This window comes from Yoonia sp. (assembly GCF_046498525.1).
Classification (GTDB): domain Bacteria; phylum Pseudomonadota; class Alphaproteobacteria; order Rhodobacterales; family Rhodobacteraceae; genus Yoonia.
In genome coordinates, this window is sequence record NZ_JAWOAN010000039.1 from 19792 (window position 1) to 31039 (window position 11248).

Annotated in this window: 11 protein-coding genes; 10 read left to right on the top strand and 1 reads right to left on the bottom strand. The window is 55.4% G+C overall.

Annotation, left to right across the window (positions count from 1 at the left end):
- The 4 genes from R6T97_RS02830 to R6T97_RS02845 are packed head-to-tail and all read left to right on the top strand — an operon-like array spanning position 1 to position 5351.
- Positions 1–1557, top strand: coding sequence for a hydantoinase/oxoprolinase N-terminal domain-containing protein (locus R6T97_RS02830; RefSeq protein WP_410347798.1), 1557 nt, complete (start codon positions 1–3; stop codon positions 1555–1557).
- Positions 1550–2659, top strand: a complete 1110-nt coding sequence (locus R6T97_RS02835; RefSeq protein WP_410347799.1) for a DUF917 domain-containing protein — start codon at positions 1550–1552, stop codon at positions 2657–2659. The genes R6T97_RS02830 and R6T97_RS02835 overlap by 8 nt, the downstream gene beginning before the upstream one ends.
- A complete protein-coding gene (locus R6T97_RS02840; RefSeq protein WP_410347800.1) occupies positions 2656–3786 on the top strand; it encodes a DUF917 domain-containing protein in 1131 nt (376 codons plus the stop codon). The genes R6T97_RS02835 and R6T97_RS02840 overlap by 4 nt, the downstream gene beginning before the upstream one ends.
- A complete protein-coding gene (locus R6T97_RS02845) occupies positions 3783–5351 on the top strand; it encodes an ABC transporter substrate-binding protein (protein ID WP_410347801.1) in 1569 nt (522 codons plus the stop codon). The genes R6T97_RS02840 and R6T97_RS02845 overlap by 4 nt, the downstream gene beginning before the upstream one ends.
- A 209-nt stretch (positions 5352–5560) precedes the next feature.
- Here the strand turns inward: R6T97_RS02845 and R6T97_RS02850 are convergent, their stop codons facing one another.
- Positions 5561–6469, bottom strand: a complete 909-nt coding sequence (locus R6T97_RS02850) for a LysR family transcriptional regulator (RefSeq protein ID WP_410347802.1) — start codon at positions 6467–6469, stop codon at positions 5561–5563.
- 99 nt (positions 6470–6568) lie between these two features.
- On the opposite strand from R6T97_RS02850, the gene speB reads away from it, so the two are divergent.
- From speB to R6T97_RS02880, 6 genes are all read left to right on the top strand, one after another.
- A complete protein-coding gene (gene speB, locus R6T97_RS02855) occupies positions 6569–7558 on the top strand; it encodes an agmatinase (RefSeq protein WP_410347803.1) in 990 nt (329 codons plus the stop codon).
- Entirely contained in the window at positions 7474–8427 is a 954-nt protein-coding gene (locus R6T97_RS02860) for a transporter substrate-binding domain-containing protein (RefSeq protein WP_410347804.1), read from the top strand. The genes speB and R6T97_RS02860 overlap by 85 nt, the downstream gene beginning before the upstream one ends.
- A gap of 87 nt (positions 8428–8514) precedes the next feature.
- A complete protein-coding gene (locus R6T97_RS02865; protein WP_410347805.1) occupies positions 8515–9177 on the top strand; it encodes an amino acid ABC transporter permease in 663 nt (220 codons plus the stop codon).
- Between the two features lie 9 nt (positions 9178–9186).
- Positions 9187–9867: an amino acid ABC transporter permease gene (locus R6T97_RS02870; RefSeq protein WP_410347806.1), complete on the top strand. Its 681-nt coding sequence runs from the start codon at positions 9187–9189 to the stop codon at positions 9865–9867.
- A gap of 79 nt (positions 9868–9946) precedes the next feature.
- Positions 9947–10675, top strand: coding sequence for an amino acid ABC transporter ATP-binding protein (locus R6T97_RS02875; protein WP_410347807.1), 729 nt, complete (start codon positions 9947–9949; stop codon positions 10673–10675).
- 194 nt (positions 10676–10869) lie between these two features.
- Positions 10870–11248 (top strand): DUF6538 domain-containing protein (locus R6T97_RS02880; protein WP_410347808.1); only part of this gene is annotated, 379 nt, incomplete at its 3' end.

Genomic DNA, 11248 nt, shown 5'->3' on the forward strand with positions numbered 1-11248 from the left:
ATGGTAATTAGACTGGGCATTGATGTCGGCGGCACCAATACCGATGCGGTGATCCTTGATGGCAGCCGCGTGTTGGCGGGCGTCAAGCGCATGACAACGGAGGATGTCATGACCGGCATCAGCGAAGCGTTGGAAGCCGTGATTGCACAAGCAGGCATCCCCCGCGACGCCATTGACGTGACGATGATCGGCACGACGCATTTCACCAACGCCGTGGTGGAACGCCGCGCGCTGGACCCTGTCGCAGCGATCCGTCTCGGGCTGCCAGCGACCGCCTGCCTGCCGCCGATGGTGGACTGGCCCGAGGATCTTGTCGCCGAAGTTGGTGGCCACCGCTATCTGCTGCACGGCGGCTATGAATTTGACGGGCGCGAGATCGCGCCACTTGACGAGGAAGGGCTGATCAAGGTCGCCGACGATATCAACAGCAAGGGGATCAGGGCTGCGGCGATTTCTTCTGTCTTTTCGCCGATCAACCGCGCGATGGAAGAACGCGCCCGCGATATCCTGCAAAAACATTGTCCAGGTCTGGCTGTTGTAATGTCGTCCGAGATCGGACGCATCGGCCTTCTGGAACGCGAAAGTGCAGCAATCATGAATGCGAGCCTGTTGACCCTGTCGGATCAGACAGTCTCGGCCTTCGGGCGCGCGCTGTCAGAGGCCGGACTGACCTGCCCTTTCTACGTCACGCAGAATGACGGCACCTTGATGGCCGCAGATATGGTTCGCCGCTTTCCGGTGCTTACCTTCGCCTCTGGCCCGACCAATTCCATGCGCGGTGCTGCATTCCTGACCGGGCTGAAGGACGCCATTGTCATCGATATCGGCGGCACCACTACGGACGTGGGTGCGCTGCAACATGGATTTCCAAGACAGGCGTCGAGCGTGGTCGATGTTGGCGGCGTGCGCACCAATTTCCGGATGCCAGATGTGTTTTCGATCGGTCTGGGCGGCGGCACCCGTGTCGATGGTACGGGGGACAATCTGGCCGTGGGACCGCGTTCTGTCGGCTATCGCCTGACGCAAGAGGCGCTGGTCTTTGGCGGCACGACCCTGACATGTACTGATATCGCCGTCGCCGCTGGCATGACCGATATCGGCGATGCCAGCCTTGTCGCGGGCCTTGACCCTACGCTTGTCACTGCCGCCCGCGCTCGGATTGCCGAGATGCTGGAAACAGCCGTGGAACGCACCCGCATCAGCCCCGAACCGATGCCCGTCATCGCTGTGGGTGGCGGGTCAATCCTGGCCCCGGACAGCATTGGCGGTCTGACCGTGTTGCGGCCTGAAAACTTTGCCGTGGCCAACGCCGTGGGTGCGGCTATCGCGCAGATTTCGGGTGAAGTGGATCGGATATTCTCGCTCGAAAGCCGCACACGTGACGAATGCCTTGCCGATGCAGAGGCCGAAGCCCGCGCCGCCGCCATCGCCGCCGGAGCGCGCGAAGACACGCTGGAAGTAATTGAGCGCGAAGACGTGCCGCTGGCCTACCTGCCCGGCAATGCCACCCGCATTCACGTAAAAGTCGTCGGGGAAATGGGGGCGATCGATGCTTGATGATGCACATAAAGGCCGTCTGCTGACCGAAGACGATATCGCCGCACTCGAGATTGGTGCAGGTATTCTTGGCACTGGCGGCGGTGGTAATCCTTATATCGGCAAGCTGCGCGCCCGCGAAATGCTGCGCGCTGGCTATGAAATGCGCCTGCTGTCGCTGGATGATCTGGATGATGAAGCGCAGATCGTGGCCCTCGGCGGGATCGGCGCACCGCTTATCTCTTTTGAACGGATCAAGGAAGGACGCGAAGGTCTGCGTTGTCTGCGCGCCCTTGAACACCGCTTGGGGTTCACCGCTGATGCCATAGGCTGCGAAGAAATTGGCGGGCAGAACGCAATGGAACCCTTGGTGGTCGGTGCCATGGCGGGACTCCCAGTGGTGGATGGCGACGGGATGGGCCGCGCCTTTCCAGAAATGCAGATGACGACCTACTCGATCTATGGCCATCGCTCGACACCGTCTGTCATGTGCGACCCGCATGGCAATGTCGTGGCCTTCGACCATGCAATTACCGAGAAATGGCATGAAACCATGGCGCGCGCCTGCGTGATCGCGCAAGGTGGTGCCTCTGTTCTGGCCTCTGCCCCCATGTCGGGGGCGTTCATGAAGCGCTACGCCATTCCGCATACTTACACGCAGGCTATCAGCTTGGGTCAGGCAGTAATCGACGCACGTAGGAACCATGATGATCCGGTCGCGACCATCTGCGCACGGGAAGGCGGACAACATGTGTTTTCCGGCAAAATCACCGACCTGCAACGGCATTTCAAAGGCGGCTTCAACGTCGGCATCGCCCAGATTGAAGGACTGGACAACTGCCGGGGGTCACAAGGTGAAATCGTGATCCAAAACGAATTCCTGATCTTCCGCCGCGATGGTGAAATGCAGGTTTGCGTGCCTGATCTGGTAGTCGTGCTGGAACTTGATACCGGGCTGCCGATCACCACCGAATTGTTGCGCTACGGGCAGCGGATCGCGGTGTTGGCCCTGCCCTGCCATCCGCTTTTGCGCACCGATGAGGCCCTGAATGTGGTTGGTCCTGCGGCATTCGGACATCCCGACATTACCTATGCGCCCATGGCGGAAAAGGAGAAATCATGACCAAGATCATCGGACCTGATGACATGGAAGCGATATCGCTTGGCGGCGCTTTTCTAGGTACTGGCGGCGGCGGCGATCCTTATATCGGCAAGCTGATGGCCCGCGCGATGATGGCAGAGCATGGCCCCGTCAAGGTGATCGATGCCGCAGATGTGCCGGATGATGCGCTTTGCGTGCCGGTTTGCATGATGGGCGCGCCAACGGTGATGGTCGAAAAACTGCCCAACGGCGATGAGGCCCTTGGTGCCCTGCGCGCGCTTGAGGCTTATTTGGGCCGCAAGGCGGATTTCCTCATCTGTATCGAGGCGGGTGGCCTGAATTCCACCATTCCGTTTGCTGTCGCCGCCGCGACCGGCCTGCCCCTGATTGATGGTGATGGCATGGGGCGCGCCTTCCCCGAGTTGCAAATGGTCAGCATGACACTGCACGACATTTCCGCCACGCCGATGGTGATCGCCGACGAGAAGGGCAACACCGGGGTCCTGAACGCCGTGTCCAATCAATGGACCGAACGGCTGGCCCGTGCGGCGACCGTGGAAATGGGCGGTGCGGCATTGGTCGCGCTTTATCCAATGTCGGGGCGCGAGATGAAAAAAGGGTTGCTGCATGGAACGCTGAGCCTGATCCACGATATCGGCCAGACGATCATGACTGAACGCGCGGCCAATCGGCATCCGGCCGAGGCGCTGATCAATATGCGTGGCGGATTTGATCTTTGCACCGCGCGGGTGCTGGATATCGAACGTAAGACGACTGGCGGCTTTGCCCGTGGCCGCGCCCGGCTGCGCGGGATGGATGATGACGCGGGGCGTGAATTCATTCTGTCTTTCCAGAACGAATTTCTGTGCCTCGAAGATGACGTCGGCCAGCCGCTGGCCCTGACGCCAGATCTGATCTGTGCACTTGATGCGGACGGCGGCCTGCCAGTCACAACTGAAAACCTGCGCTTCGGCCTCGCGATACGGCTGATCGGCTTGCCCGCCGATCCGCAATGGCGCAGCGCCGGGGGCCTCGCGCTCGCTGGGCCGGAATATTTTGGATATGCGCACCCGTTCCAGCCGTTGGAAGACTTGGTGGCAAGCAAGCCAACTCAACCAAAAACACTCAACAAGGAGACGACAACATGAAAAAACTACTTTGCGCAACAGCCCTTGCCGGAACACTTGCGATGGGCACCACCCTGCCCGCTTTTGCTCAGGACCCAGTCTCGATCACCGTCAATATGGTCCAGATCATCGGCAGTATCGATCCGGCGAAAGTCAGCGATTACACCGAATACATGGCCGCTGTGAACCTTTACGACGGGCTGACCAGCGTCGATCCTGCCGGCAACGTCATCCCGCAGCTGGCAGAAAGCTGGGAGATTTCGGATGATGCTCTCACCTATACATTCCGGCTGAAACCGGACGCCACTTTTGCCGACGGTACACCTGTCACGGCTTCTGACGTTGTCTATTCAGTGCAGCGCCTGATGGCACTGCAACAAGGGGCCAGCTATTTGTTCGAAGGGATCGTAGAGCCAGAAGCGGTCGTCGCCGTCGATGATCATACCGTCGAATTCACCCTGTCCGAAGTCTATTCCCCTTTCATTGCCGTCACCCCGCTGATCTTTGTCGTGAACGAAGCTGCTGTCGAGACCAGTGACGACAACACATGGGGAGAGGCGCAATTGGCCGAAACATCCCTTGGTGCCGGGCCCTATACGCTGAAAAGCTGGGCGCGCGGGTCGGAAATGTTGCTACAGCGCAATGTTGATTATCACTCTGGCTGGCCAATGGAACGCCCGATTGATGAAGTCCGGCTGGTCGTCACACGCGACGAATCCACTGTGCGGGCCTTGGCACGGCGCGGCGAACTGGGGCTGTCCTCGCAATATCAGTCGACCGAAACTTACGAAGGCATCGCTGCTCAAGAAGACTACCGCCTGATCGAGGCGGCGACGGCAACAGGGTATTATCTCAAGCTGAACAACCAACTGGCGCCGACCGATGATATCCATGTGCGTCGGGCGATTGCACTGGCGACCGATTACGACACCATCCGCAATGTGCTTTATCCCGGAACCGCAATGACCGGGCCACTGGCCAGCGCCTTCAGCGATTCTGTGCCGGATGATGCGACCGCGCCAGTTTTTGATCTGGATGCGGCGCGCGCCGAACTGGAACAATCGCCCTATTTCGATGGGAGCCCGATTGAACTGGTGCATACGTATGTTGCCGACACCGCCTTTCAGGAAGAAATCGCCCTCCTTTTGACCTCAAACCTGGAACAGATCGGTTTCAGCGTCACGATCCAGCCAGAGCCGTGGAACCGTGTGACCGAACTCGCCACATCGATTGAGACGACGCCGCATTTCAGCCAGATCTTCTATGGGCCGACCTACCCGTCGCCAGACTCTGTGTTCTACGTCCAGTATCATTCCGACGCAGCAGGCAGCTGGGCTTCAATGGATTGGGTTCTGGATGAAGAAATCGACGCCATGATCGATGCGTCACGTCTGGAAACGAACCCCGATGCGCGCAACGAAATCTACAAGGATATCAGCACGAAACTGACTGAAGATCAGCGCTCGGTCTGGCTGCTGGCGCAAGAACAAAGGCACGCTGTGCATGTTTGTCTGGAAGGATTCGACTGGGTGCCAATGCAAAGTGTGGAGTTTGATTTCTCGCGTTATTCCTGGACCTGCGAATAATTTTTTGAACCAGATTTGCCCAGCCTCGCAAAGGTTGGGCATTTCGAACGGTGGGATCAAACACCCATAAGCCCAAGTAACCTGACACGTATGCAATGATATCTTGCGAGGTTTTGTTGCGTACGTGTCCGACGCTACGGCGGAAGACCTGGAAATCAGACCGGCAATGCCAAAGGCGCGGTCTTGACGGAAATGATGGCAAAAAGCCGCTACGACGGATGGAGATTCCTGAGTGTGTCGTAAACGTGTGCCGCGGCAAGTGTCTGTTGCAGGCCTTCGTGCCGCGACAGACAGATCGGAACGTCAAAGCCGAAAAGGTCAGGCCGGATCACGCGCATCTCTTTGCGCTCTACCCAATAGTTTGCATAGGTCTCGGGCAAAAAACCGACGCAGTTGCCGCTCAGTATGAAATGGGCAAGCCCTTCCATTTGATGCGACACTGCAAGAGCAGGCCGGTGAAAGAAGGCCGAATAAGGTGTCAAAGGAGAGAGATATCCCCGCCGTACCGAGCTTTGCTCGGCTATGAGTTCTGGTGTCAACTCCTCCTCGATCAATTCAAACAAAGGGTGGCTCCGGCCACAGACCAGCCTTTGTTTTTCGACAAAAAGTGGGACTTGAGACACCCCTTTGCGAGGCTGGAATTCGGCCGAAATTGCCACTTGAACATGCCCACGAACAAGCTGTTCTTCGATCTGGTCTGGCGACCCTATCCGCAATACGATCCTCAGGTCCTTCGCAGAAGCCAGCGCGATACGGACAGCATCGCGCAACCGGCAATCAGTATTGGTGATGAGGTTGTCGATAACCCCGATTGCGACTTCACCAACGATACGCTCTTTCAGTTGCCCGATTTGGTCATGAAATACGTCGATCGAAGACAGCATTGCGCGCGAAGACTCGTACACAGCCGCACCACGCGCCGTCAGTGCGAAACCTGCCCGTCCTCGGCTGCACAAGGAAAAGCCAAGCCGCGTCTCGAGATTCGACATATGCGTGCTGATGGTCGAGCGCGACAAATTCAGCTCCGCTTGAGCCAAAGCGAAGCCTCCACATTCGACGATTGTACAAAAAACACGCAAGAGCTTGATATCGACGTCTGCAATTGAAGCATTTGACATAACGTCTCCATTTATCGAACTGATTTACTATAAGTCCGCGTTTATCGAACTTATGACATGTGTCAACTTCTGATCAAAGTGTAGCAGAGGACAGACATCATGGAACGAAAAGATTTGGCATTTCAACCTATTCCCGGGATGACGACACCGCGGTTTGCCGGAATGCCGACCTTTATGCGGCTGCCTCATCTCGACATCGACTCCGCCCAAGCGTCCAAGGCGGATATCGGGATCATCGGGGTTCCCTTCGATGGTGGGACATCCAATCGCCCCGGTGCGCGACATGGGCCGCGCCAACTTCGTGACCTTTCTACGATGATCCGGACGACCCATCCACGCAGTGGAATAAACCCTTTCGAACTGGTGAATTGCGCCGACCTGGGCGATGCCCCAGTCAATCCGATGGATATCATGCAAAGCCTCGAACTGATCACAGATTTCTATGATCAGATGTTGAGGAAAGACATCGTTCCTTTGACAGCAGGTGGCGATCACCTGATCTCTTTCCCAATTTTGCGCGCGCTTGGACGCCAGGCTCCCGTGGGCATGATACATTTCGATGCGCATACTGACATGAATGATGCCTATTTCGGGGATAGCAAATATACGCATGGAACCCCCTTCAGACGTGCAATTGAGCAGGGTTTTCTGGACCCGAAACGAACGATTCAAATCGGGATACGGGGTGTCAAGTACGACAAAACTGACTTCGACTGGGCTTTGGCACAGGGGGTTCGGATCGTTGAAATCGAAGAACTGTTCGAGCGCGGCGTCCAGTCAGTCATGCAAGAGGCACGCGAGATCGTCGGTCACCAAACGACATACGTCAGCTTTGATATTGACAGCATCGATCCTTCATTCGCTCCCGGAACAGGCACCCCCGAAATTGGAGGATTGACGACATTTCAGGCACAGCAGATGGTAAGGGCGCTGGACGGCCTTAACTTGATCGGCGCTGATCTTGTCGAAGTTTCTCCCCCTTTTGATCCCTCGGGCGGAACGGCTTGGGTGGGCGTATCTATCATGTTCGAGCTGCTGTGCGTTCTCGCGACCGCGCAGAGTACGCGATCCGCGGCATCACAAGAATAACCAAGAAACCAACCAACAAGGAAACCGCAAAAATGCGCATTATCTCGATGACCAAAACGCTCGCCGCTGGCGCAACAGCCTTGGCGCTCATCAGTCCAGTTCATGCACAAACGGTGCTGGAAGCAGTTACCGCAAATGGTAAGCTTACAGTTGCAACAGAGGTTGCCTATCCACCGATGGAATATCTCGAAGATGGCGTAGTTGTAGGCTACGGAAAAGATGTTCTCGATTTGATCGTTGCGGACATGGGGGTTGAGCTTGAGCAGCTGCAACTGCCTTGGGACGGAATTCTGGCGGGCGTGTTGGGGAAGAAATATGATCTTGTAGCCACTTCGGTGGCTATCATGCCGGACCGCGTCGACAAATATGCGTTTACGCGACCCTTGGCCATAGCAGAGACAATGTTGGTGAGGCTGGAACGCGACGACAGCATGTCCGGTCTGGACGATGTAAACGGCAAGATTATCGGCGTGGAACTGGGATCGTCCCAGGCGCAGGAGGTCGAGGCCGTTGATGCAGAATTAAAAGCAAATGGCAGTGCTGGGTTTGCAGACATTCGCGGGTTCAAGTCCACAGACGATATCCGCTTGGCCTTGGCGAGCGGCCAAATCGACATCGCTACGATACCATCATTCTCGCTTGCGGCGATGCAAAACCAGCGCCCCGGCGTTTATGCCCGCCTCACAACAATCGGCAGCGGGACAGTCTTTGCTTGGGTTGCTCATCCTGATGGGATGGATTTGCGGGATCGTGTCAACGAGGCGCTTGAAAAGCTTGAAGCTGCCGGAACTTTGGCAGAACTGCAGATGAAGTGGTTCGGTTTCGAAATGGAAATTCCAGCAGATTATCTCTTAGACGGTGCTCTTTAACGTCATCGATCTATCCAAAGGCCCCTTCCCGCCAGTATGGGGAGGGGGATTTGGCAGCCTTTGCACATTCAGTCGAAAGCATGAAATATGGATCTGCAATTCTTCGAGATCATCCCTAAAACTGGTCCAATGTTTGTCGGGGCACTCTACACCATTTTTGTTGGGTTCATCGCCTGTGGCGTCGGCATTATCGTCGGCACAGCCCTTTTGCTCATGCGAAACAGCCGGTTCTGGCCAATACGAAAGTTTGTTGGCCTTTACGGAAGCTTCATCCGTGGTACGCCGGCGCTTGTTCAAATTCTGGTCTTCTACTATGCTTTGGCACCGTTGACAGGGATTGATGTCGGACCTCTGACCGCCGGAATAATGGCGGTCGGTTTCAACAGCGGGGCTTACGTCGCCGAAATTCTACGTGGTGGCCTCAGCCGTATCCCCGATGGACAGTGGGAGGCCGCCGAAGCTTTGGGCCTACCCAAGCGCGAGATTTGGTTCAAGATCATCTTGCCGCAGGTTTTCAACTCGACAATTCCGCTTTTGGTGAACGAGTTCACGATGGTGATCAAGATTACACCACTACTGTCGACCATCACTTTGGTGGAACTGACCCGCGCGTCTCAGATACTATATACCGAAACCTTCCGCCCGGTCGAAGTGCTGCTGATTGCAGCATTGGTATATTTTGTCATCTGCTTTTCGATCAGCCAGTACGGAGAGTACCTCCAGCGCCGATCAGTCAAATATCGTCTTTAGGAGCGCGCAATGACATTCGACTATTTGGCTATTTGGGACCATCGGGACATTCTGATTGACGGGACCCTCAAGACGCTTCTGATCTCGGCCATAGCAATACCCGCCGGGGTTTGCATCGGGATCTTTGTTTGTCTGCTGCGCATATCAGACAGGCGCCTGCTGCGCTGGCCTGCAATTGCCTATATCGAAGTCATGCGGAATATTCCCTTGCTCATCCTGCTTTTCATGGTGTTCTACGCTCTGCCATTTTACGGTGTGAGACTGTCTGGCCTGACTACAGGATTCATTTGCCTGTCCATATATGGTGGCGCGTATTTCGCGGAAGTGTTTCGCGGGGGCGTCGAAGCCGTATCAAAAGGACAGTTCGATGCCGCCAAGGCACTGGGTTTGAAGTACGGCTTTTACATGAGACGTGTCATTTTTCCGCAGCTTTATAGCTATGTGTTCCCGCCAGCGACCAACATTGCTCTCACCTTGATCAAAGAGTCATCCTTGCTGTCGATGATCACCGTCGCCGAACTCACTTATGCCGCCCATGACATCAATGGCCGGACATTCACGCCCGTCGAGACGTTTGCAACCATCGCCGTCATATATTGGGGTATTTCGATACTGTTCCTCAATCTGACATCCCGTTTGCAGTCTCGGATGGACGTGGGTCCGATAGGTCAGCAGATCGCGATCCGGTAAATCCGCAAGAAGGACATCAATACCAATGGCAACGCATCACAACCAAGCCGTCCGTACCATATCGGGCCCAGGAACGATCATGGTCGATATTCGACACATGAACAAATGGTACGGAGAATTTCATGTTCTCAAAGACATTAACCTCAGCGTCAGCTCAGGTGAGAGAATTGTCATTTGCGGGCCCTCTGGATCCGGTAAATCCACATTGATCCGGTGCATCAATCGACTTGAGGAGCATCAAGACGGTGACATTATCGTCGATGGCATCCCCTTAACCGCAGACGTCAAAAATATTGACCAGATCAGGTCCGAGGTTGGCATGTGCTTTCAACAGTTCAATCTCTTCCCGCATCTTTCAGTTATGGAAAATTGTTTGCTTGCACCCATGTCCGTGCGCAAAGCCTCGCGCACAGATGCAAAACGATTGGCACAGCACTATCTCGAAAAGGTCAAAATCCCTGATCAGGCAGACAAGTATCCAAGCCAATTATCAGGTGGACAGCAGCAGCGCGTTGCCATTGCGCGGGCTCTATGTATGGAGCCCCGTATCATGCTTTTCGACGAACCCACCTCTGCGCTTGATCCCGAAATGATCAGCGAAGTCTTGGACACGATGGCAGAACTCGCAGCCGACGGAATGACCATGATCTGTGTCACCCATGAAATGGGCTTTGCCCGCAAGGTGGCAGACAGAGTAGTGTTTATGGATCAGGGGTGTATCGTTGAAGAGAGCGATCCCGAAACATTTTTCAACAACCCCAAGAATGAAAGAACACAAGAATTTCTCAAGCAGATTCTGCAGCATTGAATGTTAAGTTTGCTACACATTTTGCTACACATCCAAACCGAGGATTAACCTCAAGTATATGTTATTGTTATATTTTAAATAACCCTTACATTTACAAGACGGACACCTCCTCCGCCAGCATGACCCATTGCCCTTTTTTCCTTAATACATTAGCTCTTGGAGTGCCCGATGGAGGGTATTGATGGAGTATATGGATGTCTGACTACCCCGCAACGACGCTGTCGATAAACAAGGGGAAATGGTACGTCTACCTGACGATCCCTCAAGAACTTCGAGAACACTTCAGTGCCCGCAAGCAACTCAAGAGGTCTACAGGGACCAGCGATGCGCGAGATGCACGGCGCAAGCAGTACGCCATCACCACTGAGCTGTATAAACAACTCGATTCTGCAAAGCCTGACATCCGTGATGTGATCAGTGATCTACTCGGCTGGATTGGCGATGCTGACGAAGTGCAACGCATGGACGATGAAGGGCACCTCGAGGGACTGCTTCAATCCTACAAGCACCTCGAGGACGGCGAAGACCCCGAGAACGATCTGGCGACTGACGTGGTAAATGAGCAAGGCGCTG

Excerpts from the sequence above, each read along its gene's own strand:
- R6T97_RS02830 (WP_410347798.1), top strand. The coding sequence starts at position 1 with ATGGTAATTAGACTGGGCATTGATGTCGGCGGCACCAATACCGATGCG.
- R6T97_RS02835 (WP_410347799.1), top strand. The coding sequence starts at position 1,550 with ATGCTTGATGATGCACATAAAGGCCGTCTGCTGACCGAAGACGATATC.
- R6T97_RS02840 (WP_410347800.1), top strand. The coding sequence starts at position 2,656 with ATGACCAAGATCATCGGACCTGATGACATGGAAGCGATATCGCTTGGC.
- R6T97_RS02845 (WP_410347801.1), top strand. The coding sequence starts at position 3,783 with ATGAAAAAACTACTTTGCGCAACAGCCCTTGCCGGAACACTTGCGATG.
- R6T97_RS02850 (WP_410347802.1), bottom strand. The coding sequence starts at position 6,469 with ATGTCAAATGCTTCAATTGCAGACGTCGATATCAAGCTCTTGCGTGTT.
- speB (WP_410347803.1), top strand. The coding sequence starts at position 6,569 with ATGGAACGAAAAGATTTGGCATTTCAACCTATTCCCGGGATGACGACA.
- R6T97_RS02865 (WP_410347805.1), top strand. The coding sequence starts at position 8,515 with ATGGATCTGCAATTCTTCGAGATCATCCCTAAAACTGGTCCAATGTTT.
- R6T97_RS02870 (WP_410347806.1), top strand. The coding sequence starts at position 9,187 with ATGACATTCGACTATTTGGCTATTTGGGACCATCGGGACATTCTGATT.
- R6T97_RS02875 (WP_410347807.1), top strand. The coding sequence starts at position 9,947 with ATGGTCGATATTCGACACATGAACAAATGGTACGGAGAATTTCATGTT.